Genomic DNA, 24,459 nt, shown 5'->3' with positions numbered 1-24,459 from the left:
TCGAGTGGCGCGGCGCAACAGGCCCGAGTCTCCGCCCCGGGGAAGCTCCGTGGTGGGGAAAAGTGGGGGGCCAGCAGCTACAGCCACCACCCGCCCAGCACCAAACACCCCGGCCCCAGCCAGGGTCCCCAATCCCACCTCTACCGAAACTTGCGCCTTACGGCTTGACCGCTTCCGGATCCAGCAGCCGGTGCAGGTGCACGATGAAATACCGCATCTCGGCATTGTCCACCGTCTGCTGCGCCTTCTGCTTCCACACGTCGTAGGCCGCCGCGTAGTTGGGATAGACCCCGACGATATCGACCGCCTTGAGGTCCTTGAACGTCACCGATTCCAGGTCGGACAGCTCGCCGCCGATGACGAGGTGCAGAAGCTGCTGCTGGTTCTCTTCGCTCATTGCGTGCGCCTTTCGAGGTCGGCGGTGATTTCGGTTTCGGCGGGGCAGCCATAGATGCGGCGCAGCGCCTTGTGGACGACAGGTTTTAGCGACTCGTCGCTGAGCGCCGCAAGCGCCCCATGGCGCACATCGGTCATGTTGAAACGGGGCTTGCCCACGCACACATCCTCAAAGCCGATGCCGGCTTCGGCGAGAATGATGGCCGCCCCCGCAATATCCCAATCCTGCGAACCGCGCCGCGCCACGACGGCGTCGAGCTTGCCCGTTGCCACCTGCACCAGCCGATAGGCCAGCGAGGGATAGTAAGGCCCGCGCGTGTAGCTGAGGCCCGCATCCTGCAATTCCTGGTGCACCGCGCCCGGCGCCGGGATCACCGCCGAGCGCCCCGGCTGCGCCGCTCTTACGATGGGTTTGCCGTTAAGCCGTGCGCCCCCGCCGATGCTCGCGTCATAAAGCTCGTCACGCGCCGGCGCATAGACGACGCCGGCCACCGGCACGCCATGCTCCACCACCGCAACGCTCACCGTCCAGCTGTCCTCGCCACGGATGAAGCCGCGCGTGCCGTCGATGGGATCGACCACGAACACCCGGTCATGCTTGAGCCGCTCCAGGTCGTCCACGCTCTCTTCGCTCAGCCAGCCGTAATGCGGCCGGGCGGCGAGAAGCGAGGAGTGCAGGAACTTGTCGAGCACGATATCGGCTTCGCTCACCGGCGAGGCGTTTTCCTTGGTCCAGGTCTTGAGGTTGCGACGAAAGTAACCCGAGGCAATGATACCCGCCCCGACGGCGGTCGAGCGCAAGAGTTCGAGGTCTTGCTCGGGGCTGGTGGCTGGCGCTTCGGGCATACGACTTTCGTAAGGAGGCGTTTCTGCCCGCCCTTCTAGGCGCGTGGCGGGCAATGAGCAAGCGGCATCCCGCGCCTGTCCCGCTTTGCTGCGGGCGCCTGACAGGTTCAAATATTGACGGGCCAACGCGCGCACTGCTACCAGATCAGTACGAACTTGTGAGGCAGACGACTTATGGAAGTGCAGTCGCCTATTGTATTTTCGACCAGCGGCCTGAATAATTCGGATCAATTTGAAGCTTATCGCGCCTTTATGGCGCCGGTGATCGACGTTGAGCCTGTCGAATCGCTGGATGGCCCGTTTTCGACCGAACATAGGGTCTGGGATCTTGGCACCACGGTCATGACCCGCGCCGTGCTGCCGCCTGTCGAGCGCCGCTTCCGGCACCTGCGCAAGGAGCCGCTCGACCATTGGTGCGTCGTCCTCTGCGATTCTCCCGAACCCGGTGAGCGCCACATCGGCATTCGCTCGCTGGCCCGCCAGTTCGAGATGAGCGCCAATGATCGGGGCGTACTCTCGCTCTATCTCCCGCGCGACCTCTATCCCGCCATGGCCGGCCTCATCGATGCCGCCGAGGGCGACCTGCCGCCCACGGGCCTCACGACGCTCCTCGCCGACTATCTCAGTGCTCTCGAGCGGCGCCTGCCGCTGATGAGCAACGAGGAAATGAGCACCATTGCCGGCGCCACCAGTACCATCGTCGCCGCCTGTCTCGCGCCGAATGCCGATCGCCTGGAAGAAGCTGCGCCCCTCACCAGTTGGACGCTCGTCGAGCGCGCCCGCCGCGCCATTCGTGACAATCTCGGCCGGCCCGATTTCTCCCCGGATGAGCTCTGCCGCATGATCGGCACCTCGCGCTCGCGCCTCTACCGTCTGTTCGAACCCTTTGGCGGGGTGACGCGCTACATGCAGCGGCAACGCCTGCGCACGGCGCGGCAATTGCTCACCATGCCCAACGTCGTCATCCCGGTGGCGCGGATCGCCGAGCAGGTCGGGTTCCTGGACCTGTCGAGCTTCAGCCGTGCCTTCCGCCGCGAATTCAACCTGAGCCCCACCGACATGCGCAGCGCCGGCATATTGGGGTTGCCGATCGACGAGCCTCCGGTGGCGCTGGACCTGAACCCGAGTGCCGACGCCTCGATCCTCATGCGCTCGCTGCGGGCGCTTCGCGGCTAGCCGTCGAAGTCGACCGGCGGGAAGCGCAGGGAATCGGCCTCGCATTCATGCCATTCCATCATGGCATTCGGCTCGCCTTCGCGACCTATGCACCAATTCCGCTCATTGAGCGCGGCGCCGTAAATCGAGCGCGAAACACAGGCGACGACCACCTTCACGTCCGGGCTCGGGTTGAGGCGGCACTCGGAATCTGCCGCTTCGTAGAGGTCGATGAGTTCGGGCACGGTTTCTGTCGCCTCGGCGAACTGCCCGCCCTCCTGGGCGAGCGCGAAGGAGGGGGCAAGGCTGAGCGAAAGCGCCGCGATGGCGGTGGCAAGAAGAAACATGGAGGATCTCCGAAGTTGGCGTTCGGGATTCAGGACTGCACGCTGGTGCGCGGCTCACGGGTAGCGAGCCAGGAATAGAAGACCAGCGCAGCGAGGTAGAGCGCGATGCCGACGATGGGCATCACATAGATGACCGCAACCAGCTCGCACGATCCATCCTGGCAGGTGCCGAGATGCCCCATGCGGGCCAGCGCGAGCCCGATGCCGAGGGCGACACCGAGCGATGCTGTGAGGATTGCCGCAACCAGCACGACGCGGACGGCGGCGAGGAGAATACGACCCAGGGCCACGGAAAACATGGCTAACTCCCTAAAGTATCGCCCCCAGGGCGCAGAATAGGGAGAAACGTGGCCAGAGTGAGGGGCGGCCTTTTTAGCCGCCCATCACCTTATTCGCTGCGCCCCAGCAGGGGCTCCACAGCACCCGCCGCTCGGGTCCAGGGCGTGTCATAGTTCGGAGGATTGGCGAACCGCGCCATGCCCAGCCGCAACCGCGTCGTCGCGCCTGGCGCCAGCCGCAGTCGCAGCCAGCGGCCCGAGACGGGTACCGCATCGCCGCCATCCGCCACGACGCTCGTGAAGTCATGTTCGCCGAAGACCCCCGCCTGCACGATGAGGTCGGCCTCCGCCAGCGGGTCGGTATTGACCAGTGTCACCGAGGCGGCGTCGTCCGAGAGTTCATCGACCAGCGCCGCTACGCCCTGCGGCAATCCCGGCCGCTGGCCCGCCGCATCGTAATAGCGCAGCCGCGCCAGTTGCAGGCCGCCGTGGTAGACATGCATCGGTCCGCCCAGCGTGAGCTGGGTCAGGCCCTCGATGATCATCGGGGTTAGTTGCTGCCACATGTGGATGGTCATGGACTCGCGATAATGGTCCATGGTCAGCGGGTCGTTGAGCGCGCTGCGGTAGGTCTCGATCTGGTTGGCAATGGTTTCGAGATTGGCGCGCAGGATCGCCTCGGGATAGCCCGGATCGCGCCCGCGGATGAAACGAAACCACTGCGCAGTATTGCCATTGAAGCCCATATGCCCGCCTGTCGAGCCGCCATAGCTCGAATAGGCCGGATTGACCGCGTCGAACACACCACCCGCCCAACCGCGCTCGGCCCGTTCGGCATCCTCCTCGGCCATCGAGAGGTTCCAGAGATACACGCCATACATCGGGTGCTGCGGGCGGAAATCGCGCCAGCCTTCGTCGTAATGGCGGTTCGGCACCACCCAGCGTCCATCCTCCTCGCGCCGCAGCGACCAGAGCATGTCGAGCTGGGAGCGGGGCAGATCGAGATGGCCGGTGTCACCCGTCAGCAGCACCGCATTCATCGCGCCGATTGAGAGCGGCTCTAGCAGCGAGAACGCGCCATGCGGCCAGCGCCAGCCGTAATAGCCGCCCCACCATTTGCCGTCATTGTATTCGCCGATCCTGCCGGAAAGCCCGATATTGTCGGGCGTTATCCCGCCATTATCCGCCGTCCGCCGCTTCCAGGCATCGAGGTAGTCGAGCACCCAGCGCCGGTATTTCTCCTCGCCCGAATAGGCGAAGGCATGGGTCATGAGCGATGTGGCGCCCAGGTTGAGCGGCACGTCCCCGCGCGATTGCCGCTCGTTGATGCGCTTGAGGATTTCCGCATATGTGCTGTCATCCGACCATGGCGTCTTCATGCCATAGCGGTCGATGCCTGGCAGGTCCTCGAAGGGGGGCAGGTAATTGTCGAGGATTTCGCGATGCGTCGACCAGTCCTCCGCCGTCTGCACATGGCGCGGCCCGCGACTGCCGGTGATCGGCGAACGGATGAGACGCAACTCCGTATCGTAGTTCCGCGCTTCCGCGTCCTCTCCGTTGTAGAAACCGGCAAACCGCTGCGTACGCTGCCGGTCCTTGAGCACGGCCGGGTCGGCGAGCCCGAAGAAATAGAAGAAGAGATTGCTCTCCCCGTGATGCATCCAGTCGTAATAGGCGTCGTATTCGCGGTGGATCTGGCCATATTCGGTCCACTGCCAGGTGATGCCGTCCCAGATGGTGCGCGAGCGCCGATAGACCTCTTCACTGCCGCCCAGCGCGTAGAAGAGCGGCATGTTCATGAACCCCTCATAGGGGTCGTCCGAGCCATCCATGCCCGGCCAGCGATCGCGCCAGATCAGCGTGCCGTCCGGCCGCGTATAGCGGTCGGCGAATTCGAGTGCCGCCTTGTCGAGCACCGCAAAGATCTGGCGCTGGAGCAGGGCCCAGGTCGGCGGCGCGGCGGGGCGCCCGACCGAGAGAGCGGGAGGAAAGGAGACTTTGTCGTTCATGGCGCTTACTCGTAGACGACCTTGCCGGTTTCGTGGGCCGCAAGCCATTTCCAGTCGATGGCGATCCCCAGCCCCGGTCCGGTCGGCACCGGCACGCAACCCTGCGCATCCACGGAATCAAGGTCGTCCGAATAGTCGTCGGCGAAAATGGCGTTCTGCGATTTCGGGCCTGGCACCTTGGGGTGAACGAGGCCCAGTTCGTAGTAATTGGTGTTCCGGATCGCCGCCATGCAGTGCCGCGGCGCGTGGCCCGGAGCGTGAATTTCGCAATCGACGCCGAACCCCTCGGCGATATGCGCCAGCTTCATCACCCCGGTAATGCCGCCGTCATAGTCGACATCGGCCCGCACGAAATCGGTGCCCTCGGCCACGAGCTGGTCAACGCGCAACTCGATGCCCCGGATGTGCTCGCCAAGCAGGATCGGCGTGCGGATGAACTGCTTGAGTTTGCGATGGGCATAGGACGACTGCCCGCCATCCTTGTAGGGATCCTCGTACCAGAAATAATTGGCCTCATCGCACGCTTGGCCCACCTTGAGCGCATCGCCCCAGGTCTCGTATTCGCAGGCCGGGTCGATCATCAGGTCCATGCCGTCGCCGACCGCCTCGCGCGTCGCGATCACCGCTGCCGCTTCGCGCGCGATGGGCCCGTTGCCCCAACCGTGGATCTTGAAGGCGGGGTAGCCCATTTCCTGGCACTGCACCGCGAAATCGGCAAAGGCCTCCGGGCTCGACAGCCCGCCATTCTCGTCGCCATGATAGGTTGAGGCATAGGCCGGCAGTCGCGTGCGCCAGCCGCCGAGCAATTGCGACACCGGCATGCCCGCGGCCTTCCCTGCAATGTCCCAGAGCGCGATGTCGATCGGCCCGATGCCGAACCGATCATACTTGCGCAGCGCCCGCTTGAGATCGTTCCAGATCAGCTCACGCTCGAGCGCGTTGCGCCCAATGAGATATTGCGCCGCCATCGCCACCTGGGCGTAGGAAACGCCGGTCCCCCCGACATATTCGCCGGTGATCCCGCCTTCCGTCTCGATGGTGAAGACGAACCCCGTCTGCTCGACGGTCGAGCCGGCGAGGTAGACGTGGTTGAAGCCGTTATAGTCGTAGCCGAGTTCGCGCTGCGTCCAGCCATACTGGTAGACGGTGAGGCGCTTGATGCGCAGGTCCTTGGTCATGTTTCCAGCTCAGATGCGGTTGCCGCTTTCGGGGTCGAAGAGATTGAGGGCGGAAGTGTCTACGGCGAGCGTCATGGGCGAGCCCAGCACCGGCCGGTCACGCGAGCCGAGCCGCGCGGTGATCATCTGGCCGGCAACGTTGAGCACCACCATCGTGTCCGGTCCCGTGGGCTCGACCACGTCGACGGTCCCCGTCAACGACGGCCCGTCGCTGTGCGTGCTGAACGTCTCGGGTCGGATGCCCGCCACCACCTCGCGCCCGATAAAGGGCCGCGCGCTCGCTTCCGTTTCGGGCAGCGCCAGCACGGAATCCCCGTAGCGCAACGCCAATGCGCCGTCCTGCTCCTCCAGCCGGCCGCTGAGGAAGTTCATGGTCGGCGAGCCGATGAACCCGGCGACGAACATGTTGGCCGGCTTCTCGTAGATGGTCTGCGGGTCGGCCAACTGCTGGATGATGCCATTCCTCATCACGGCGACCTTGGTGCCCAGCGTCATCGCCTCCACCTGGTCGTGCGTGACATAGACCACGCTCGTCCCCAGCCGGTCGTGCAGCCGCTTGATCTCGGTCCGCATCTCGACACGCAGCTTGGCATCGAGGTTTGAGAGCGGCTCGTCGAAGAGAAAGAGATCGGGATCGCGCACGATGGCGCGCCCCATGGCCACGCGCTGGCGCTGCCCGCCAGAAAGCTGTCCCGGCTTGCGGTCGAGCAGATGCTCGATCTGCAGCAGCTCAGCGGCCTTCTGCACCGCTGCGTCGCGCTCGCCCTGCGGCACCTTGCGCATTTCGAGCCCGAAACCGATGTTCCGCCGCACCGGCATGGTCGGGTAGAGCGCGTAGGACTGGAACACCATGGCGATGTTGCGGTCCTTGGGGTGGACGTCGTTCATCTTGCGCTCGCCGATGAAGATGTCCCCGCCCGACGAGGGCTCAAGCCCGGCGATGATCGAGAGCAGCGTGGACTTGCCGCAGCCCGATGGGCCGAGCAGCACCAGGAACCCGCCATCCTCCAGTTCGAGGTCGATATTGGAGAGGACTTCGAGGGATCCGAAGCTCTTGCGGACGCCGTTGATGGAAAGTGTCGCCATAAGCTTATCCCTTGACTGCGCCGGCTGTGATGCCGGCCACCATGACGCGCTGCACGATGGCGAACAGGATGATCACCGGCAGGATGGAAATCATGCCGCCGGCGGCCAACATGCCCCAGGGCAACTGGAACTCGCCCACCATGAGCTGCAGGCCCACCGGCCAGGTGCGCGAGCCCTGGCTGGTAGTGAGCATGAGGGCGAAGAGGTATTCGTTCCACGCCGCGATCGCGACGAAGACGCAGGTGGCGACCAGCCCGTTACGGGCGATGGGAATGACGATGCGGAACATCGCGCCCACCCGCGTGCTGCCATCCACGCGCGCCGCGCTTTCGAGTTCCTTTGGCGCCGCATCGAAGAAGCCCTTGAGCATCCAGACGAAGAGCGGCAGCAGGAAGCTCGTATAGTCGATGGCCAGCCCGATCGTGCTGTCGAGCAGCCCGATCTGTCGCATCAGCACGAAAAGCGGGATGATCATCAGCACCGCTGGGAACATGCGCACGACGAGATAAGCCAGCATCAGCTGCGTGCGCCCCTTGAAGACGAAGCGCGAGAACGCGTAGGAGGCGAACGTCCCGGTGATGAGGCAGATCAGCACCGTCAGTCCGGTTACGACGAGGCTGTTCATCACCAGCGTCGGATAGGACGACTGCGACCAGAGCTTGACGTAGTTCTCGATGGTCACCTCGGTCGGGATGTAGACCATGTCGCGGGTCACGATCTGCGTTTCGGGCTTGATCGAGGTGAGGAAGGTCCACACGATCGGCGCGATGCAGATGAAGGCCAGAACGATCAGCACGGCATAGCTGAGGACGTTCCAGATGAGCTTGGAGCGAGACTGGGCAACGGCCATGGCGCTTACTCCTGGTTGAACCGCGACAGGCGGATATAGCCCCAGGCGAAGACCATCAGCAGGATGAACATCACCACGGACAGCGCCCCGGCATAGCCGAAGTTGAAGTCCTTGTAGGCCGTCTGGAAGGCGTAGAGCGAAAGCACCTGCGTCGAGCGTCCGGGGCCGCCGCTGGTGAGGATCAGCAGCAGGTCGGGCGAGTTGACGAGGCCGATCACGCGCAGGATCACCGCTGCCGCGATGATGGTCTTGAGCATGGGCAGTGTGATGAGCCGCAATTGCGAGAACGCGCCGGCGCCATCGATATCGGCCGCCTTGTAGAGATCGGCTGGAATGCCCTTGAGGCCGGCCAGGATCAGCAGCGTGAAGAACGGAAAGCTGTGCCAGGCCTCGACGACAATGGCCGCCGCCATCGCCGTGTTGGGATCGGCAAACCAGGCCTTGTAGCCTTCGAGCAGGCCCACCCGCACCAGCACGTCGTTGATGACGCCAAGCCGCGGATCGAGCATCAGCGCCCACATGTGGCCGGCCACCACATTAGGCAGGAAATAGGGGAGGAGGATCAGCACAGCGAGAAGCTTGGTGCCCGGGAGGTCGCGATTGAGCGCCAGCGCGGCCACCAGCCCGATCAGGAATTCGAGCGCGATCGAAGACGTCACCCACACCGCTGTGTTGCGTAGCGCCACCCAGAAGATGGGGTCGCTCATCATGCGGGCATAATGCTTGAAGAACACCCAGTCCGTGCCCAGGTCCGGCCGGTTGAGCCGCATCTCGCGGAAGCTCAGTTGGATGCCGTAGAGCGTCGGGTAGAGCACCACCGCCGTGATCAGCAGGGCGCTGGGCAACAGCAGCAGATACATCCAGTAGCGGCTCTCGGAGAGTTCCCCGATTGCCCGGATGGGGTTGAGCCGTTCAAAAGCGGAGCGCGCGCCTGGAAAGGCGGCGGTTGAAGTCCCGTTGGTCATTGGTCCTCGCGCGAGCAGTCGATCGGGGGAGGTCGGCGGCCGTCAGGAGGGTCGGCCGCCGACACGACGGCTAGGCGGTTGCCGAAGCCAGCCCGTCGATCATTTCATCGACAGCCTGCTCGGGCGTGGCCTGGCCGATCAGCGTGCGCTGGAAGGCAGGCAGGACGACACTCTCGGTCCAGCCGGCATAACCGGGGAAGCTCGGCTGCGGGATGCCGAATTCGAGCGTTTCGGCCGCCGCCTTGTACATCGGGTTGCCGGAGATGCGCTCGTCCTTGGCCGCCACCGAGGAGGCCGGGAAGTAGCCGGTTTTTTCGAGGAAGGCGACGGCCGCATCCGGCTCGCCCCAGAACTTCACCCATTCCCACGAGGCGTCCGCGTTCTGGTCGCTGGTGATGGTGTTGTAGGCATAGGCGAGGCGGGCGATGCGCGCCGCCGGACCCGCCGGCATGGCGAGCGTGGCGAACTCGACGCCGGGCTTCAGTGCCGAAGCGACGTCCTGGTAGGAGCCGGTATGGTGCCAGATCATGGCCGTCTGCCCGGTCTGGAACCCTTCGATCACCTGGCGGAAGCCGTCATTGGCAGCGCTTGGCGGCACTGCGCCGTCGCGTGTCAGCAAGCCGCTGAACCAGTCGATGGCCTCGATGGCCTTGTCGCGGTTGAGCCCGATGGTGCCCGTAGCGTCCACCACGGGCGAACCGAAAGCGGCCATGACGTTGATGATGTAGTTCTGCCCGCCCGGGCCGCCGCGCATCCCGAGGCCAAACCGGCCCTTGGAGGGATCGGTCAGCTTGATAGCGGCCTGGCGCAACTCTTCGAGCGTGGTCGGCGGCGCGAGGCCGGCTTCGTCGAACCAGTCCTTGCGGTAATACATCCAGTCCACGAACGTGAAGCCGGGCACGCCATAGACCTTGCCGTCCTTGGTGATGGAATCGAACCGCTTGTCGTCGAAATCGGCGCGGCGATCCCAGGAGGCGATGCGTTCGGTCATGTCGGTGAGCGCGCCCATGGCCAGCAGGTCCGCGAAACGCTCGGACGACACCATCGTCACGTTCGGCCGGCTGTTGGCCACCACCGCCGAGGTGATCTTGGCCATGAATTCGGGGTTGGGAATGTTCTCCTGCGTGACCTTAATATCGGGGTGGGCCGCCGCGAAGAGCTTCATCACCTCCTCGAGTCCGGCGAATTCGGACTGGCTGGTGAAGGTGTGCCAGTAATTGATGCTGGCCGCCTGGGCGAACGCCGTCCGGGGCAGCATCGTCGCCGCCGCGGCGGCTGCTCCGAGCTTGAGCAGCGAACGTCTGTCGAAAGTGGTGGTCATGCAGGTCTCCTCCCTTTGCATTTCCGTCTTTTTGCGAAACGTCAGAAGCGCTCGGTCACCTCGACCTTGTTGAGCGCCGTACGGTCGAGCTCGTCCCAGTCGAAGCGGTAGCCGATGCCCGGCTCGTCGCTGACATTGAGGTAGCCATCCACGATCGAGAGCGGGCCGAGCTTGTCGAGGCCCCTGATCTGCTCCTCGTTCATGACGAGCTGCTCGTAATAGTCGTTGTTGCGCACCGCGGCGCAGAGCTGGGCGTTTTCGAGACCCATTCCATGCACCTGCGCCCGCATGCCGAAACTGTCCGACATGTGCGCGATCTTCATCGCGCCCGTGAACCCGCCCTTGTAGAAGGTCGAGATGCGCGTCATGTCGAGCGCCTTGGCCTCGATCCAGCTCGCCATGTTCCAGTGCACGCCGTCCGAGGTCTCGGCCGCCAGCACGGGTATCTTCAGCTTCTCGCAGAGCTTGGTGTAGGAGCCGAGATAGAACTCGCGCATCGGCTCCTCGTACCAGAGGAAGTCGAGGTCCTGGAGCGCGCGGCCCACTTCGAGCGCGTCGACATAGTCCCAGCCCGCCGAGCCGTCGAACATCAGGTCCGCATCCGGCCCCACCCATTCGCGCAGCTTGGTCGAAAGCTCGATATCGCGCTTCACGTCGCCCCAGGCATGGAGCTTGAAGGCCTTGAAGCCGATATCGTGGCACATCTTGATGTAGCGCTCGTATTCGTCGAGCGTCGGCCAGGTGACGGTCGAAGCGTAAGCCGGCACCTTGGGGTCGTTGCCGCCGAGCATCTGGTAGATCGGCATGCCCGCCGCCTGCGATTTCACGTCCCAGCAGAGCTGGTCGAGAATGCCGAGCGCCCGCATGTGGATTTCCTCGACGCGATCGACTTCCCAGACGAGGTGCCAGAGTCGCTCGGTGAGCAGGGGATTTTCGCCGATGAAGTTATGGTAGCGCCGGCGCACCAGGTCCACCACGGCATCGCCCCGCCCGATCTCGAAGGCTCCGGAAATCCCGGCATCGGTATCCATCCGGATCACTGCCTTGCGCGGTCGCGTGCCCGGCGGGATGTCGCCATGCGATCCGGACAGGCCGTTGCGCCAGATGAATCTTGGCCCGGCATCGACCTCAACCAGCCAGGCGGTGAACCGCGTGATCTTCATTGCAGCCCTCAACTCCCTTGTGAGATATTATTGGAGCGAGAAAATATCTCACGTCAACCCGCAAGGATGAAGATTCGACGGAAGTTCTATGCCACAATGATATTTACTGGTGGGATTCGCGCTGCGTCGATCAATGCCAGCCGTGGCAGGTGCTAATGTCGGCGCCAGACCGGGAACGACCGCGAAACGACGAGGGGCATCTGGATGGAAGCTGAGAGGCAGGATAACGAAGGCTACCGCCGGTTTCGCGAAGCTATGCACGAGGGCAAGCTGACCCCCGGCATGGTGGTGACGCAGAACGAACTCTGCGACCTGCTCGGCATTTCGCTCTCGCCCCTGCGCGAGACGCTGGTGCTGCTCGAGGAATTCGGGCTGGTCGAGATCAAGCCACGCACCGGCATCCGCATCGTCTATCCGGAAGTCGCCTTCATCCGCGAGAACTACCAGTTCCGCATCATGATGGAGGTTTTTGCCATGCGCGCCTTCGCCGAGGTGGTGAAGCCCGAATGGCTGGCCGACATGCGCAAGCGCCACGAGGATTGCCGCGCCCTGCTCATCGCCGACACACCCTTCGAGGAGGCCCGCGCCGTCGTCGTCGCGCTCGATCGCCAGTTTCACCGCAACATCGTCCAGTCGCTGGACAACCGCGCCATCCTCGCCACTCACGCGCGCGTCCAGGACAATCTCAACATGGCCCGCCGCGTCCACCAGAGCGGCTTCATCCGCAGCCAGCTCATCTCCACCATGGACGAGCACCTGCGCGTCCTGGAAAGCCTCGAAAAGCGCGATACCGACGGCGCCATCGCCAATCTCGAAGCCCATTTCCGCGCCTCGACCCACCGCACCTTCGCCGCCGGCTAGGTCCGTACTCAATTGCACCGGTAGATGAGGTTGCGATGGCCGCCCCAACCACCGGACTTCCCCGGACTTGATCCGGGGCCCATTGCCACCCTCCACGCGAGTGGAGGAACCCGTGGGCCCCGGCTCTGCGGCCGGGGAAGTTCAGTGGGTTTGGCGCAACAGACGGACAGCGCTTCCGTTGGAAGCTGTCGGATGGGGGCGCCGGCTCCCTAGCCGCCGATCGATATGCTGGAAACCTTCTGACCGCGCCTCGGCGGCCAGCGCCTCGATCTCGGGCAGGGTGCCAGCAACCGCGCAATAGGTGATCCCGCTCGTCATCGGCGCTCCAACTATAGCCTCAACGCGTTGTTTCCCAAGGCCCGCGAGCTCAGCGTTAATCGGCCATTACACCCGGTCACAACCCGCTAACCCTCTTCAAAACAACCTAAACTTAACTGCGTTTCTTAAGTGGCCCGGAAAGGGGCCGCGCTAGATTGGGGGCATAAAAGAGAGCACCAAAAAACAAGCTCTCGAAAGTTCACAGGAAGGTTTCAAAGATGGTTCGTGGCATGGGAAATGACGGTTCCTCCGTCGTTATGTTCCGCGGCAGACAGGCGAGCGATCGCCAGGCGTCTACCCCGTTCGGTGCAGCTAACGACAATGGTCCGAAGGACCCCGTCAACACCGTGACCGTACGCCGTACGCTCGAAAAGAGCGGCGTGACCATCAAGATCAAGGTGCCGGTTTCCGAATATGTCGGCGTGGCCGTATCCACCCGCATCTCGGATGAAGGCGTGCTCACCAGCGCTATCGAGCTGGTGCATGGCGACCCCGAGCTCAACTATCAGGTGTTCGAGGAAGAGGGCAATTACAACGTCGTCGCCGAGTGGCAGAACTGGGGCCGCAAGCTCCGCTTGCCGCTCTTCATCAAGGCCGGCGACGGCTCGCTCCTTCCCTATTCGCAGCAGGTCGACGGCGTCATGCTGGGCAATGCCTCCGACCGCCGCAGGCTGGCCGCCGAATCCGGCCGCCGTCCGCGCTTTCTCAATCGCCGCAAGCCCGGCGAGCCGGAAGCTAAATAGAAAGTTTCGCGACCTCCAATCGCTAGCTGGGGCCGGTCAGTGGTGCGACCGGCCTCCGGCTTTTCTGCGTCAGCGATTGAGCGACTGCATCCCGGCGGGCGTATAGCGATCGCCCGCCGCCGCGCCTGCCGGCGCCGCATCGTTGAGCTCTGCCAGCTCGTTCTCGTCGAGCGCGATATCGACCGCCGCCGCATTCTCCTCGAGATACTTGATCCGCCGCGTGCCCGGAATGGCCAGCGCTCCCTGCGCGAACACCCAGGCCAGCGCGAGCTGCGACGGCCGCACGCCCTTGCGCTCGGCCAGCGAGCGGATCCGCCCGACCAGGGCCATGTTCTTGTCGAAGTTCTGGTCCGACCAGCGCGGATCGCTCCGGCGGAAATCGGTGTCGGCCAGCGTGTCGGTCGAGCTGATCGCCCCGGTCAGCAGGCCGCGCCCGAGCGGCGAATAGGCGACGAACCCGATGCCCAGTTCGCGCACCGTATCCATCACCTCGTTACCCTCGACGCCGCGCTCGAACAGCGAATACTCGGTCTGCAACGCCGTTAGCGGATGGGTGGCGTGCGCCTTGCGGATCGTCGCCGCCGAAGCCTCCGAAACGCCGATATAGCGGACCTTGCCCGCCGCCACGAGGTCGGCGAGCGCGCCTACCGATTCCTCGATCGGCACATTGGGGTCGATGCGGTGGAGGTAGTAGAGGTCCACATGGTCGGTCCCAAGATGCTTGAGCGACCGGTCGATGGCCTTGCGGATATAGTCCGGCCGTCCGTTGACCGCCTTGCGCTCGCCCTCGTCGGTCACTTCCGAGCCGACTTTGGTGGCGATCTTTACCTGATCCCGCTTGCCCTTGAAGGCTTTGGCCAGCAATTGCTCGTTCTTGAAGGGACCATAGATCTCGGCGGTATCGAAGAAATCGATGCCCAGCTCGAGCGCCCGCGCCAGCGTCGCCAGGTTCTCGGCCTCGTCGCTCGGCCCATAGAACGCGCTCATGCCCATGCAGCCCAGGCCCTCCATGGAAACCTTGAGGCCCTGGCTGCCCAAATTCACATATTTCATGTCTGAAATCCCTTCGTCGAAGCATCCTCGCTCAAGTCGCGAGAGGCCGGATGGATGCGCGCTTCGCCCGATGCAAAGATTCTTTTCGGGCCATGCAACTTCCGGCAAAGCGTAGCGTTTCTAATCTGCCGGCGTCGATCACGCCCCCGATTCCCCACGCCGGCCCAACGTTAGCTTCCTCCAGAGCAAAACGTTAAGAGGCTGACCCCGTGGTGCGGTCAGCCTCTTCCCATTTCCAGGGTAGCGCAAGCCCTGCTACCAGGCCCACTCCACCAACAGTGCCAGCGTCAGCGCGAACCCGACCCAGCGGTTCGAGTGGAAGCGGATATAAGGGTTGAGCGGCTCGTTGGCGTCCAGCGTCCAAACCTGCCAGGCCAGCAAAGCCGCCGGAACCAGCGATCCCACCAGGAACAGCCAGCCGGCCCCTGCCGAAAACGCCGCCAGCAGCCAGAGCACATAGGCCCCGGCATAGAACAGCGCCACGATCGGCCGCGTCCGGCTGCCGAAAAGCCGCGCCGTCGACTTCACCCCGATCAGCGCATCGTCCTCGATATCCTGCAGTGCATAGATCGTGTCGTACCCGATCACCCACAGGATCGTGCCGGCATAAAGCAGCAGCGGCGGCCAGCCGAAGCTGCCGATCTGCGCCGTCCAACCCACGATCGCGCCATAGGAAAAGGCCAGCCCCAGGAAGAATTGCGGCCACCACGTCACCCGCTTCATGAACGGGTAGATCGCCACCAGCACCAGCGAGGCGATGCCGAGCACGATGGTCAGCGGGTTGAACTGCACGAGAATGACGAACGAGATCAGTGCCTGCGCCACCAGGAACAAAGCCGCCTGGAATCGCGTCACCGCGCCTGACGGAATCGGCCGCGAGCGGGTGCGTGCCACCATCATGTCGATCTTGGTATCGACGATGTCGTTGCCCGTGCAGCCGGCGCCGCGCATCAGGATGGCGCCCACGAACATCAGCAGCAGATACCAGAGGTTGAACCCGGCCTCGGGCCGCGCCACCGCCGCAAGTGCCAGTGCCCAGGCGCAGGGCCAGAACAGCAGCCAGAAGCCGATCGGCCGATCCCAGCGCGCCAGCCGCGCATAGGGCTTGAGCCAGTCGGGCGCGAAAGCATCCACCCAATTGCCGCGTTGGGCGTCGGCCACTTTGCCGGTTTGCATCCTTACACTCCGATAGGCTAATCCGGGCGGAACGTATTCCCCAGGCGGATCAAGTCAATGCCCCGCACTCACGCCTCGCTGCCCCGCCTCCACGTCGCGCCCGCCCTGGCGCAGGGCCAGGAACTCACGCTCGAACGCGATCAGTCCAACTATCTGGGCGCGGTCCTGCGCATGCAGCCGGGCAACGAAGTCATCCTCTTCAACGGCCGCGACGGCGCCTGGCTCGCGCGCATCGTCAATCCGAACAAGAAGGCCGTCAGCCTCGAACTGGTCGAGCAGACTGCGCCGCAAACGCCGCCCTCCGACCTCTGGTATGGCTTCGCCCCCCTCAAGTCCGCCCGACTCGACTATGTCGTGCAGAAGGCCACCGAGATGGGGGCGGGGACCATCCAGCCGGTCATCACCCGCTTCACCCAGGTCCATCGCCTCAACGCCGACAAGCTGCTCGCCAACGTCATCGAGGCTGCCGAGCAATGCGAAGTGCTCACCGTCCCCGAAGTCGCTCCCGACATCACGCTCGACAAGCTTATTGCCGGCTGGAATCCCGAGCGCGCCCTCGTCTTCGCCGATGAAGGTCAGGCCTCGTCCTCCCCTCTCGAAGCCCTGCGCCGGCTCGCCAGACGCCCCGTCGGCCTCCTCGTCGGCCCCGAAGGCGGTTTCTCGGATGAAGAGCGCGAAAAGCTACTTGCGCAGCCCTTTACTGTACCCATCAGTCTCGGTCCGCGTATTCTGCGCGCCGATACTGCTGCCGTCGCCGCTTTGGCAGTTATTCAAGCAACCATCGGTGATTGGCGATAAAGGGATTGCTTTCGGCAGGCGAGCCGATATGTTCCGCCCACTCAAATCCCAGAGGACTACATGGCCGGCGCATCTTCTCCCTCGCCTCTCATTGAATCGCGTGCTGATCTGATCGAGGCACTCGAGAGGGGATGTAAGCCCAAGGACCAGTGGCGCGTCGGCACCGAGCACGAAAAGCACGTCTTCCACCGCAATCCGCTTCGCCCTGTCACCTATGACGGCGCCGATGGCGTCCATGCGCTCCTCGATGGCGTCGAAGCCGAGACCGGCTGGCATCCGTTCTTCGATGGCGAGAACCCGATCGGCCTGCGCAATCTCGGTCCCTCGGGCGGCATTTCGCTTGAGCCCGGTGGCCAGTTCGAGCTTTCGGGCGCCCCCATGGTCTCGCTCCATGACACCGCCCTCGAAACCGCCGAGCACATGGCCGTCAGCCGCAAGATCGGCTCCAGGCTCGGCATCCATTTCCTCGGGCTGGGCGTCACTCCGCTCTGGTCCGTTGCCGAAATCCCGGCCATGCCGAAGTCGCGCTACGGCATCATGAAGCCCTACATGGAAAAGGTCGGCACCCTCGGAACCTCCATGATGTTCCGCTCCGCCACCATCCAGGCCAATCTCGATTTCTCCTCGGAAGCCGACATGGTGCGCAAGCTGCGCGTCAGCGTCGCGCTCCAGCCGGTCGCCACCGCGCTCTTCGCCAATTCTCCGTTCATCGATGGCAAGGATAGCGGCTTCCTCTCCTTCCGCTCCCATATCTGGCTCAATACCGACGCCGCGCGCACCGGCATGCTGCCCTTCGCCTTCGAAGCGGGCATGAGTTTCGAGCGCTATGTCGACTACGCGCTCGACGTGCCGATGTACTTCGTCATCCGCAATGGCCAGTACGTGAACGTCGCCGGCGAGAGCTTCCGCGCCTTCCTCGAAGGCCGCCTGCCGCAACTCCCGGGCGAAAAGCCAACCGTCAAGGATTGGGAAGACCACCTCTCCACGCTCTTCCCCGAAGTGCGCCTCAAGCAGTTCCTCGAAATGCGCGGCGCCGACATGGGTGATGAAGCCGCAGTCACCGCGCTCCCTGCCTTCTGGGTCGGCCTCCTCTACGACGACATCGCGCTCGAGGAAGCCTGGGAGCTGGTCAAGGACTGGACCGAGTTCGACCGCCAGGCAATGCGCAACGAAGTTCCGCGTCTCGGCCTCCAGACTCCGGTCCCCGGCAACGACCTGCGCTTCGGCACGGTCGGCGATCTCGCCCGCGAAGTCGTCGGCATCGCCAGCGCCGGCCTCGCCCGCCGCGCGCAGGTCAACGCGCTGGGCAAGGACGAATCCATCTATCTCGCACCGCTCGAAGAAACCCTGCGCCTCGGCAAGACTCCCGCCGAACGCTGGCTCGACCTCTACCGCACCGAATGGAACGGCGACGTCCGCCCGATCTTCGACGCCGCGGAGATGTAATCAGGGCAGGGGCTGGCTGCCGAAGTCGCCCCGCCGGCGCAAATCTCTCCTCCCCCGGCGAAAAGCCGGGGCCCGGAGAAACTATCCGCAAACTCGGAATTTGAGATCGAGGGCTCTCACCCCTCGAACACCACGCCCAATTCCGCAGCCTTCCGCCACACCACCCGGCACGCCCGGGTGGTCTTGTCGCTCATCTGCAGCGTGAAGTTGTCGGGAATGCCCAGGATACTGGTCACCCGCAGGTTCGCGCCCGCATCCGAGAGATTGCGCACGGTACAGTCGATGGCCGAACGCCCCCCGTTGAACACGATCGAGGCGCCCTTGAGGGTGCGATGGCGTTGGGTCTGGCGGCGTTCTTCCATCCGTCCTCCCGCGCGGACGATCAGGGCAGCTTGGCGAACCCGTCCGCGAAGCCCTTGAGCGATACCGGGATGCCGATACCTTCCTCGGGCGTCTTGAAAACCACGAAAATGGCGCTGGTGCCCTTCGAGAGCGTATCGATCAGGGCCGCATCCATCGCGACTTCCGCCACGCAGCCATTAGGCAGGCAGCGCACGAAGGCCACGCGGCCCATGTCCTTGCCATCGACATTGAGGCCGAGGCCGTTGGGCAGCAGCACGCCGAGCGGGGCGAGGACGCGCAGGAGCTGGGCCTGCTTGTCCGCTGTCTTGAGCACGATCACCGAGAGGCCGACATTGGGCTGGTCCTCGGCGGTGACGTTCTGGATGATGGCGCATTGCTCGGTCGTGGCACCCGGCGGGGTGTCGCAACTCATCTGCCAGTCACCGTATTGCGCCTTGACCAGGCCTTGGGCCTGGGCGGGAAGGACCGGAACGCACACGGTAGCGGCGAGGGCGACGGCGGCGAGGCCGCGCATGAATTGGCGCTTCACTTGTTCACATTCTCCAGTCGAATCGGGCCGTTCCCACGGCACATTGTTTTCTTGCGGGGGCCTCAAGCCCTTGTCAACGCTGGCCTTGGCGCCGGCGAGGACACCCCTAAAACTGCGGCGAGCTTATGACATTGCCCATCTGCGATGCATTTTGACGCATCCTTGGGCATATCAGCGTCATGGACTCGGCCATGTGGATGTGATTTAGGTCACGGCCAGTGAAGAAACGCTCCGAGGTTGAGTCGGGGCGGCTTGTCCTATGCCGCACTTTTCGCCTCAACCCCGTCGCACGCAATTGTGAAGTATAGGGGGTTATAGGTGACCGCACAGTTCTTCCGTGGTTTGGGGGCTGCGCTGGCTGCGCCGCTGGCAGTACTGCCGGGGGTAGCGCTGGCCGCGGAGGCCGGTAAGGCCGTCCCGGGCCAAATCGGCTTCCAGGAATCGGTAACCCCGATCATGGATTCCATCGAAGCTTTCCACAACAACCTGCTGATGTGGGTCATTACCGCCATCGTGGTTCTGGTCTTCGTCCTGCTCGTGGTCGTGATCGTTCGCTTCAATGCGAAATCCAATCCGCAACCGGCGACTTTTACCCACAACACGCTTGTGGAAGTGGTCTGGACGGTCCTTCCGATCGTCGTCCTGATCGTCATCGCCATCCCGTCCTTCGCCGTGCTGACCGATCAGCTGACCATTCCCGATGGCCAGCGCAAGTATCTGGGCAACTCGATTTTCTCGTGGGGCGAGGTTGAAGTTCCCGCTCCCGCTCTTACGATCAAGGCGACCGGCGAGCAGTGGTACTGGACGTACGAATACGTCGACGAAGGTCAGTCCTACGATTCGTACATGCTCAACGAGGAAGACCGTCAGAGCCTCAAGCCGAACGAGCCGCGCCTCCTGGCCGTGGACAACGAGCTTGTCGTTCCGGTCAACACCACCGTTCGTGTCGAAGTCACCGCGAGCCCGTCGGGCGTGATCCACGCCTTCGCCATGCCGTCCTTCGGCATCAAGATCGACGCCGTTCCCGGCCGCCTCAACGAAACCTGGTTCAACGCCCGCAAGGAAGGCCTCTATTACGGCCAGTGCTCCGAGCTGTGCGGCAAGGACCATGCCTTCATGCCGATCGCCATCCGTGTCGTGAGCGCGGAGCAGTATGCGACCTGGATTGCTTCTCTCAAGGAGAGCGGCGACCCGGAAACGGCCAACGCAACTCTGGTGGCGGCTCAATAAGCCGCGAATTCTGTAAAGAGAGAGAACGCCGCCATGGCTGACACTACGCAACACGCTCTCGAGCAGGCCGCTACACACGGTACGGATCATGGGGCTCATGGCCACCATATCCCGACCGGCTGGCGCCGCTGGGTGTACTCGACCAATCATAAGGACATCGGGATTATGTACCTGGTGTTCTCCATCTTCGCCGGTGTGGTAGGCGGCTTGCTGTCCGGCGCCATGCGTATGGAACTGCAGGAGCCGGGCATTCAGATCTTCCACGGTCTGGCTGCCATGGTTTATGGCCTCGATGGCGACAGCGCCATCGACGCCGGCAAGCACATGTTCAATGTGTTCACCACCGCTCACGCCCTCATCATGGTGTTCTTCATGGTGATGCCGGCGACCTTCGGCGGCTTCGGCAACTACTTCGCCCCGCTGATGATCGGTGCGCCCGATACGGCGTTCCCGCGCGTCAACAACATCGCGTTCTGGCTGCTGCCCTTCGCCTTCCTCCTGCTTATCCTCTCGCTCTTCTTCGAGGGTCCCGCAGGCATGTTCGGCGCCGGCACCGGTTGGACGGTCTATCCGCCGCTCTCGACCTCGGGTCACCCGGGTCCGTCGGTTGACTTCGTGATCCTGTCGCTCCACGTCGCCGGTATCTCGTCGATCCTGGGCGCCATCAACCTGATCACCACGATCTTCAACATGCGCGCTCCGGGCATGACGCTGCACAAGATGCCGCTCTTCGCCTGGTCGATCCTGGTTACCGCCTTCCTGCTGCTGCTGGCTCTGCCGGTTCTCGCAGGCGGCATCACCATGATGCTCACCGATCGCAACTTCGGCACCTCGTTCTTCCAGTCGGAAAGCGGCGGCGACCCGGTCCTGTTCCAGCACCTGTTCTGGTTCTTCGGTCACCCCGAAGTGTACATCATGATCCTGCCGGGCTTCGGCATCGTCTCGCACATCGTGTCGACCTTCTCGCGCAAGCCGATCTTCGGCTACCTCGCGATGGTCTACGCCATGGTCGCCATCGGCTTCGTCGGCTTCATCGTGTGGGCTCACCACATGTATACGACCGGCCTGTCGCTTGACGTGCAGCGCTACTTCGTTGCCGCCACCATGGTCATCGCCGTGCCGACGGGTGTGAAGATCTTCTCGTGGATCGCCACCATGTGGGGCGGCTCGATCACCTTCCGTACGCCCATGCTCTGGGCCATCGGCTTCATCTTCCTGTTCACCGTTGGTGGTGTGACGGGTGTGGTGCTGGCCAATGCCGGTGCGGACCGTGCCCTGCACGACACCTACTACGTGGTTGCCCACTTCCACTACGTGCTCTCGCTGGGCGCCGTGTTCTCGCTGTTCGCCGGCTGGTACTACTGGTACCCGAAGATGTTCGGCTACATGTACAACGAGAAGCTCGCCAACGCGCACTTCTGGATCACGTTCGTCGGTGTGAACCTGATCTTCTTCCCGCAGCACTTCCTCGGCCTCGCCGGCATGCCGCGTCGTTACATCGACTATCCGGATGCCTACGCCCTGTGGAACCGCGTGTCCTCGATCGGTTACTACGTGACCTTCGTCGGCCTCGTGCTCTTCCTCTACCTGCTCTGGGAAGCAGCCCGTAAGAAGCGCAAGGCTCCGGACAATCCGTGGGGCGAAGGCGCGACGACCCTGGAATGGACTCTCTCGTCGCCCCCGCCGTACCACCAGTTCGAGACGCTTCCGCGTATCGACTCCACCAAGACGCACTAAGCGTCTCGAGGGCAGAAACAAACGAGGGCGTCCCGGGTCGGGGCGTCCACCTCAGAAGGGTAGAAGCGAGTGGCTTACATCGATGACAGCAAGAGTGTGCCGGCGACGTTCGTCGGCAGTGCGCGGGTAGGGGACTACTTTGCGCTGCTCAAGCCGCGCGTCATGTCGCTGGTGATCGTGACGGCCGTCGTCGGCCTGCTGCTGTCGCCGTCCACGCTCAATCCCGTCCTCGCCGCCATCGCGCTGCTCTGCATCTCGATCGGCGCCGGCGGCTCGGGTGCGCTCAACATGTGGTACGATAGCGATATCGATGCCGTCATGAGCCGCACGCGCAACCGTCCTATTCCGTCCGGTCGCGTCGACCGCAATGACGCCCTGGCCATTGGCCTGATCGCCTCGGCCTTCTCGGTCATGACCCTGGGCCTCGCCACCAACTGGCTGGCGGCCGGTCTCCTGGCCTTCACGATTTTCTTCTACGCCGTCATCTATTCGATGTGGCTCAAGCGCTCGACTCCGCAGAACATCGTCATCGGTGGCGCGGCAGGCGCATTCCCTCCCATGGTTGCCTGGGCCGCGGCTACCGGCACCATTTCGCTCGAAAGCGTTGCGCTCTTCCTCATCATCTTCATGTGGACCCCGCCCCATTTCTGGGCGCTGGCGCTCTACAAGCAGGGTGACTACCAGGAAGCCGGCATCCCCATGATGCCCAACGTGGCCGGCGAGCAATCCACCAAGCTGCAGATCCTGGTCTATTCGGTCCTGCTGGTCGCCTCGACCCTCATTCCCTCGTTCATCGGGTTCTCGCATCTTCCCTACACTGCCGTCGCCGCGGCGACCGGTGCGTGGTTCGTCGTACTCGCCTGGCAGCTCTATCGCCGGACTGGTGTCGAAATGAAGAAGGCGGGCAGGAAGCTTTTCACCTACTCGCTCTACTATCTCCTCGTCATCTTCCTGGCGCTTCTGGGCGACCACTATCTCGCCCAGTTCGGAGGTTTCTGATGGCCAAGGAAGTTACACCCCTCACACCTGAACAGCTGGAGATGGCGCGCCGCCGCAAGCGCGCGGTCGCGCTCGGCGTGGTGCTCGGTCTGGTCGTCGTCCTGTTCTATGTGCTGACCGTCTTCAAGATGGGCCCGGCAATCTTCAATCGGGACCTCTGAGCATGGCCAATATCGAAGTCTCCCCGACCGTCTCCAATCGCAATCGCCGCATCGGCATCGGGTTGCTGGTTTTCGTGGCCGGCATGGTGGGCGTCGCCTACGCCGCCGTGCCGCTCTACCAGATCTTCTGCAAGGTGACCGGTTACGGTGGCACCACGCAGGTTGCCGATGCCAATCCCAAGGGCGTCATCGATCGCGAGATGACCGTGCGTTTCGACGCTAACGTCTCGACCGATCTCAAGTGGACCTTCACGGCCGCCCAGCCGGTGACCGCGAAGATCGGCACCACCGAGACGATCAATTACATCGCCGTCAACAATTCGGATGAACCCATCACCGGCACGGCGATCTTCAACGTCACCCCCGAGCGGGCGGGTGCGTATTTCAACAAGATCGAGTGTTTCTGCTTCACCGAGCAGACGCTCCAGCCCGGCGAACGGGTCGAAATGCCAGTGGTCTTTTTCGTCGATCCGGATCTGGACGCCGACAAGGACCTGAAGACAGTGCGTGAAATCACGCTCTCCTATACGTTTTACGCTTCAAAGAAATAAGGGAAGCTGACATGGCCGCGGTCACAAGAAACCACGACTACCACATTGTTAACCCCAGCCCCTGGCCCATTGTCGGCTCCATCTCGCTGTTCATCCTGGCCGTCGGTGCCGTGCTGTGGATGCACGAAATCGCTCCGCCATGGGTCTTCGCGATCGGCGTGATCGGCGTGCTCTACACCATGTACGGCTGGTGGTCGGATGCCATCAAGGAAGGCCAGGCGGGCGACCATACTCCGGTCGTGCAGATCGCCTTCCGCTACGGAATGATGCTCTTCATCGCCTCCGAAGTGATGTTCTTCGTGGCCTGGTTCTGGGCCTATTTCGACGGCTTCTTCATGGCCACCGACCCGCTGCAGTATGCACGCGTCGAGTGGAGCGGCGGCCAGTGGCCCCCGACCGGCGTCGAGCTCTTCAACCCCTGGCACCTGCCGCTCTTCAACACGATCATCCTGCTGACCTCGGGTACCACCGTGACCTGGGCGCACCACGCGCTGCTGCACAATGATCGTCGCGGCCTCAAGATCGGCCTGGCGCTCACCGTTGCCCTCGGCCTGCTCTTCACCGTCGTCCAGGCAATCGAATACACCCATGCCGGCTTCACCTTCGCCGGGAACTATTATGGCGCCACCTTCTTCATGGCGACCGGTTTCCACGGCTTCCACGTGATCATCGGCACCATCTTCCTGGCCGTCTGCCTCATCCGCGCCCTGCGTGGCGACATGAGCCCGAAGCACCATCTCGGCTTCGAGTTCGCCGCCTGGTACTGGCACTTCGTTGACGTGGTGTGGCTGTTCCTGTTCGCCACCGTCTACATCTGGGGCAGCTGGGGCGTTGCCGTGCACTAAGAACGCACAGCCTGATTGTTCCGGGGCGCGGGTTACCGCGCCCCGTTTTTCTTTA

At 63.5% G+C, this 24,459-nt stretch carries 27 protein-coding genes; 11 read left to right on the top strand and 16 right to left on the bottom strand.

Annotated elements, in window-relative coordinates:
* Positions 1 to 157: 157 nt before the first annotated feature.
* Positions 158 to 397: a DUF4170 domain-containing protein gene (locus tag JNE37_RS02430; protein WP_203065192.1), complete on the bottom strand. Its 240-nt coding sequence runs from the start codon at positions 395 to 397 to the stop codon at positions 158 to 160.
* Complete coding sequence (locus JNE37_RS02425) at positions 394 to 1,242, bottom strand: 3'(2'),5'-bisphosphate nucleotidase CysQ (RefSeq protein ID WP_203065191.1); 849 nt, start codon at positions 1,240 to 1,242, stop codon at positions 394 to 396. Before JNE37_RS02425 ends, JNE37_RS02430 begins: the two co-directional genes overlap by 4 nt.
* A 252-nt stretch (positions 1,243 to 1,494) precedes the next feature.
* On the opposite strand from JNE37_RS02425, the gene JNE37_RS02420 reads away from it, so the two are divergent.
* Positions 1,495 to 2,418 (top strand): helix-turn-helix transcriptional regulator, encoded by a 924-nt coding sequence (locus tag JNE37_RS02420; protein WP_160176270.1) that lies wholly within the window; start codon positions 1,495 to 1,497, stop codon positions 2,416 to 2,418.
* On the opposite strand, the gene JNE37_RS02415 is transcribed toward JNE37_RS02420, so the two are convergent.
* The 9 genes from JNE37_RS02415 to JNE37_RS02375 form a co-directional block, all read right to left on the bottom strand.
* Entirely contained in the window at positions 2,415 to 2,744 is a 330-nt protein-coding gene (locus tag JNE37_RS02415; protein ID WP_203065190.1) for a hypothetical protein, read from the bottom strand. The two genes, JNE37_RS02420 and JNE37_RS02415, sit on opposite strands and share 4 nt — an antisense overlap.
* 29 nt (positions 2,745 to 2,773) lie before the next feature.
* The gene (locus JNE37_RS02410) at positions 2,774 to 3,043 is read right to left on the bottom strand and encodes a hypothetical protein (protein ID WP_035035394.1); all 270 of its coding nucleotides are present in this window, start codon (positions 3,041 to 3,043) and stop codon (positions 2,774 to 2,776) included.
* Positions 3,044 to 3,132: 89 nt separating this feature from the next.
* Positions 3,133 to 5,031, bottom strand: a complete 1,899-nt coding sequence (locus JNE37_RS02405) for a DUF8034 domain-containing protein (RefSeq protein ID WP_203065189.1) — start codon at positions 5,029 to 5,031, stop codon at positions 3,133 to 3,135.
* A 5-nt stretch (positions 5,032 to 5,036) separates the two neighbouring features.
* Positions 5,037 to 6,209: an enolase C-terminal domain-like protein gene (locus JNE37_RS02400; protein ID WP_203065188.1), complete on the bottom strand. Its 1,173-nt coding sequence runs from the start codon at positions 6,207 to 6,209 to the stop codon at positions 5,037 to 5,039.
* Positions 6,210 to 6,218: 9 nt separating this feature from the next.
* Positions 6,219 to 7,295 (bottom strand): ABC transporter ATP-binding protein, encoded by a 1,077-nt coding sequence (locus JNE37_RS02395; protein WP_203065187.1) that lies wholly within the window; start codon positions 7,293 to 7,295, stop codon positions 6,219 to 6,221.
* A 4-nt stretch (positions 7,296 to 7,299) separates the two neighbouring features.
* Complete coding sequence (locus JNE37_RS02390; protein WP_052015537.1) at positions 7,300 to 8,145, bottom strand: carbohydrate ABC transporter permease; 846 nt, start codon at positions 8,143 to 8,145, stop codon at positions 7,300 to 7,302.
* A gap of 5 nt (positions 8,146 to 8,150) precedes the next feature.
* Complete coding sequence (locus JNE37_RS02385) at positions 8,151 to 9,110, bottom strand: carbohydrate ABC transporter permease (RefSeq protein WP_246513472.1); 960 nt, start codon at positions 9,108 to 9,110, stop codon at positions 8,151 to 8,153.
* Between the two features lie 70 nt (positions 9,111 to 9,180).
* On the bottom strand, positions 9,181 to 10,431 hold the full coding sequence (locus tag JNE37_RS02380; protein ID WP_035035406.1) for an extracellular solute-binding protein: 1,251 nt from the start codon (positions 10,429 to 10,431) through the stop codon (positions 9,181 to 9,183).
* 41 nt (positions 10,432 to 10,472) lie between these two features.
* A complete protein-coding gene (locus tag JNE37_RS02375; RefSeq protein WP_203065186.1) occupies positions 10,473 to 11,594 on the bottom strand; it encodes an enolase C-terminal domain-like protein in 1,122 nt (373 codons plus the stop codon).
* A 204-nt stretch (positions 11,595 to 11,798) separates the two neighbouring features.
* Between JNE37_RS02375 and JNE37_RS02370 the strand changes: the two genes are divergently transcribed.
* On the top strand, positions 11,799 to 12,455 hold the full coding sequence (locus JNE37_RS02370) for a GntR family transcriptional regulator (protein WP_035035409.1): 657 nt from the start codon (positions 11,799 to 11,801) through the stop codon (positions 12,453 to 12,455).
* A gap of 141 nt (positions 12,456 to 12,596) precedes the next feature.
* On the opposite strand, the gene JNE37_RS02365 is transcribed toward JNE37_RS02370, so the two are convergent.
* Entirely contained in the window at positions 12,597 to 12,773 is a 177-nt protein-coding gene (locus tag JNE37_RS02365) for a hypothetical protein (protein WP_203065185.1), read from the bottom strand.
* 230 nt (positions 12,774 to 13,003) lie between these two features.
* On the opposite strand from JNE37_RS02365, the gene JNE37_RS02360 reads away from it, so the two are divergent.
* Positions 13,004 to 13,516, top strand: coding sequence for a DUF6101 family protein (locus JNE37_RS02360; protein WP_156046354.1), 513 nt, complete (start codon positions 13,004 to 13,006; stop codon positions 13,514 to 13,516).
* Between the two features lie 69 nt (positions 13,517 to 13,585).
* On the opposite strand, the gene JNE37_RS02355 is transcribed toward JNE37_RS02360, so the two are convergent.
* Together JNE37_RS02355 and ubiA are read right to left on the bottom strand one after the other, a co-directional pair.
* The gene (locus tag JNE37_RS02355) at positions 13,586 to 14,569 is read right to left on the bottom strand and encodes an aldo/keto reductase (RefSeq protein ID WP_035032625.1); all 984 of its coding nucleotides are present in this window, start codon (positions 14,567 to 14,569) and stop codon (positions 13,586 to 13,588) included.
* A 255-nt stretch (positions 14,570 to 14,824) separates the two neighbouring features.
* Positions 14,825 to 15,745 carry a 4-hydroxybenzoate octaprenyltransferase gene (gene ubiA, locus JNE37_RS02350; RefSeq protein WP_035032627.1) on the bottom strand — a complete coding sequence of 307 codons (921 nt, stop codon included), beginning with the start codon at positions 15,743 to 15,745 and terminating at the stop codon, positions 14,825 to 14,827.
* A 57-nt stretch (positions 15,746 to 15,802) separates the two neighbouring features.
* Here ubiA and JNE37_RS02345 point away from each other — a divergent pair, with 57 nt between their 5' ends.
* Both JNE37_RS02345 and JNE37_RS02340 read left to right on the top strand, forming a co-directional pair.
* Positions 15,803 to 16,543: a 16S rRNA (uracil(1498)-N(3))-methyltransferase gene (locus JNE37_RS02345; RefSeq protein WP_203065184.1), complete on the top strand. Its 741-nt coding sequence runs from the start codon at positions 15,803 to 15,805 to the stop codon at positions 16,541 to 16,543.
* Between the two features lie 60 nt (positions 16,544 to 16,603).
* Positions 16,604 to 17,989: a glutamate--cysteine ligase gene (locus JNE37_RS02340; RefSeq protein WP_203065183.1), complete on the top strand. Its 1,386-nt coding sequence runs from the start codon at positions 16,604 to 16,606 to the stop codon at positions 17,987 to 17,989.
* Positions 17,990 to 18,105: 116 nt separating this feature from the next.
* Here JNE37_RS02340 and JNE37_RS02335 read toward each other — a convergent pair whose 3' ends face one another.
* Positions 18,106 to 18,351 (bottom strand): PilZ domain-containing protein, encoded by a 246-nt coding sequence (locus tag JNE37_RS02335; RefSeq protein ID WP_203065182.1) that lies wholly within the window; start codon positions 18,349 to 18,351, stop codon positions 18,106 to 18,108.
* Positions 18,352 to 18,371: 20 nt separating this feature from the next.
* Complete coding sequence (locus JNE37_RS02330) at positions 18,372 to 18,866, bottom strand: invasion associated locus B family protein (protein ID WP_035032859.1); 495 nt, start codon at positions 18,864 to 18,866, stop codon at positions 18,372 to 18,374.
* A gap of 333 nt (positions 18,867 to 19,199) precedes the next feature.
* On the opposite strand from JNE37_RS02330, the gene coxB reads away from it, so the two are divergent.
* The 6 genes from coxB (at position 19,200) to JNE37_RS02300 (ending at position 24,404) form a co-directional block, all read left to right on the top strand.
* A complete protein-coding gene (gene coxB, locus JNE37_RS02325) occupies positions 19,200 to 20,111 on the top strand; it encodes a cytochrome c oxidase subunit II (protein WP_035032636.1) in 912 nt (303 codons plus the stop codon).
* 33 nt (positions 20,112 to 20,144) lie between these two features.
* Positions 20,145 to 21,848 carry a cytochrome c oxidase subunit I gene (gene ctaD / locus JNE37_RS02320; protein WP_035032640.1) on the top strand — a complete coding sequence of 568 codons (1,704 nt, stop codon included), beginning with the start codon at positions 20,145 to 20,147 and terminating at the stop codon, positions 21,846 to 21,848.
* A gap of 69 nt (positions 21,849 to 21,917) precedes the next feature.
* Positions 21,918 to 22,847 (top strand): heme o synthase, encoded by a 930-nt coding sequence (locus JNE37_RS02315; protein ID WP_203065181.1) that lies wholly within the window; start codon positions 21,918 to 21,920, stop codon positions 22,845 to 22,847.
* On the top strand, positions 22,847 to 23,008 hold the full coding sequence (locus JNE37_RS02310; protein WP_182398036.1) for a hypothetical protein: 162 nt from the start codon (positions 22,847 to 22,849) through the stop codon (positions 23,006 to 23,008). Before JNE37_RS02315 ends, JNE37_RS02310 begins: the two co-directional genes overlap by 1 nt.
* A gap of 2 nt (positions 23,009 to 23,010) precedes the next feature.
* The gene (locus JNE37_RS02305; RefSeq protein WP_035032646.1) at positions 23,011 to 23,559 is read left to right on the top strand and encodes a cytochrome c oxidase assembly protein; all 549 of its coding nucleotides are present in this window, start codon (positions 23,011 to 23,013) and stop codon (positions 23,557 to 23,559) included.
* An 11-nt stretch (positions 23,560 to 23,570) separates the two neighbouring features.
* The gene (locus JNE37_RS02300; RefSeq protein WP_035032650.1) at positions 23,571 to 24,404 is read left to right on the top strand and encodes a cytochrome c oxidase subunit 3; all 834 of its coding nucleotides are present in this window, start codon (positions 23,571 to 23,573) and stop codon (positions 24,402 to 24,404) included.
* Positions 24,405 to 24,459 lie beyond the last annotated feature (55 nt).

The sequence above is a fragment of the Paradevosia shaoguanensis genome (assembly GCF_016801025.1).
Lineage (GTDB): Bacteria > Pseudomonadota > Alphaproteobacteria > Rhizobiales > Devosiaceae > Paradevosia > Paradevosia shaoguanensis.
The sequence above is the reverse complement of the archived record's forward strand: the minus strand, read 5'-3'. Positions and strand labels throughout refer to the sequence as shown.

Bases quoted from the DNA above. Each gene is read 5' to 3' on its own strand.
- JNE37_RS02415 (WP_203065190.1), bottom strand. From the start codon at position 2,744: ATGTTTCTTCTTGCCACCGCCATCGCGGCGCTTTCGCTCAGCCTTGCC.
- JNE37_RS02380 (WP_035035406.1), bottom strand. From the start codon at position 10,431: ATGACCACCACTTTCGACAGACGTTCGCTGCTCAAGCTCGGAGCAGCC.
- JNE37_RS02400 (WP_203065188.1), bottom strand. From the start codon at position 6,209: ATGACCAAGGACCTGCGCATCAAGCGCCTCACCGTCTACCAGTATGGC.
- JNE37_RS02355 (WP_035032625.1), bottom strand. From the start codon at position 14,569: ATGAAATATGTGAATTTGGGCAGCCAGGGCCTCAAGGTTTCCATGGAG.
- JNE37_RS02410 (WP_035035394.1), bottom strand. From the start codon at position 3,043: ATGTTTTCCGTGGCCCTGGGTCGTATTCTCCTCGCCGCCGTCCGCGTC.
- JNE37_RS02310 (WP_182398036.1), top strand. From the start codon at position 22,847: ATGGCCAAGGAAGTTACACCCCTCACACCTGAACAGCTGGAGATGGCG.
- JNE37_RS02345 (WP_203065184.1), top strand. From the start codon at position 15,803: ATGCCCCGCACTCACGCCTCGCTGCCCCGCCTCCACGTCGCGCCCGCC.
- ctaD (WP_035032640.1), top strand. From the start codon at position 20,145: ATGGCTGACACTACGCAACACGCTCTCGAGCAGGCCGCTACACACGGT.
- JNE37_RS02395 (WP_203065187.1), bottom strand. From the start codon at position 7,295: ATGGCGACACTTTCCATCAACGGCGTCCGCAAGAGCTTCGGATCCCTC.
- JNE37_RS02430 (WP_203065192.1), bottom strand. From the start codon at position 397: ATGAGCGAAGAGAACCAGCAGCAGCTTCTGCACCTCGTCATCGGCGGC.
- JNE37_RS02420 (WP_160176270.1), top strand. From the start codon at position 1,495: ATGGCGCCGGTGATCGACGTTGAGCCTGTCGAATCGCTGGATGGCCCG.
- JNE37_RS02300 (WP_035032650.1), top strand. From the start codon at position 23,571: ATGGCCGCGGTCACAAGAAACCACGACTACCACATTGTTAACCCCAGC.
- JNE37_RS02340 (WP_203065183.1), top strand. From the start codon at position 16,604: ATGGCCGGCGCATCTTCTCCCTCGCCTCTCATTGAATCGCGTGCTGAT.
- JNE37_RS02390 (WP_052015537.1), bottom strand. From the start codon at position 8,145: ATGGCCGTTGCCCAGTCTCGCTCCAAGCTCATCTGGAACGTCCTCAGC.
- JNE37_RS02375 (WP_203065186.1), bottom strand. From the start codon at position 11,594: ATGAAGATCACGCGGTTCACCGCCTGGCTGGTTGAGGTCGATGCCGGG.
- JNE37_RS02360 (WP_156046354.1), top strand. From the start codon at position 13,004: ATGGGAAATGACGGTTCCTCCGTCGTTATGTTCCGCGGCAGACAGGCG.
- JNE37_RS02305 (WP_035032646.1), top strand. From the start codon at position 23,011: ATGGCCAATATCGAAGTCTCCCCGACCGTCTCCAATCGCAATCGCCGC.
- JNE37_RS02365 (WP_203065185.1), bottom strand. From the start codon at position 12,773: ATGACGAGCGGGATCACCTATTGCGCGGTTGCTGGCACCCTGCCCGAG.
- JNE37_RS02425 (WP_203065191.1), bottom strand. From the start codon at position 1,242: ATGCCCGAAGCGCCAGCCACCAGCCCCGAGCAAGACCTCGAACTCTTG.
- JNE37_RS02330 (WP_035032859.1), bottom strand. From the start codon at position 18,866: ATGCGCGGCCTCGCCGCCGTCGCCCTCGCCGCTACCGTGTGCGTTCCG.
- JNE37_RS02385 (WP_246513472.1), bottom strand. From the start codon at position 9,110: ATGACCAACGGGACTTCAACCGCCGCCTTTCCAGGCGCGCGCTCCGCT.
- JNE37_RS02335 (WP_203065182.1), bottom strand. From the start codon at position 18,351: ATGGAAGAACGCCGCCAGACCCAACGCCATCGCACCCTCAAGGGCGCC.
- JNE37_RS02405 (WP_203065189.1), bottom strand. From the start codon at position 5,031: ATGAACGACAAAGTCTCCTTTCCTCCCGCTCTCTCGGTCGGGCGCCCC.
- JNE37_RS02370 (WP_035035409.1), top strand. From the start codon at position 11,799: ATGGAAGCTGAGAGGCAGGATAACGAAGGCTACCGCCGGTTTCGCGAA.
- ubiA (WP_035032627.1), bottom strand. From the start codon at position 15,745: ATGCAAACCGGCAAAGTGGCCGACGCCCAACGCGGCAATTGGGTGGAT.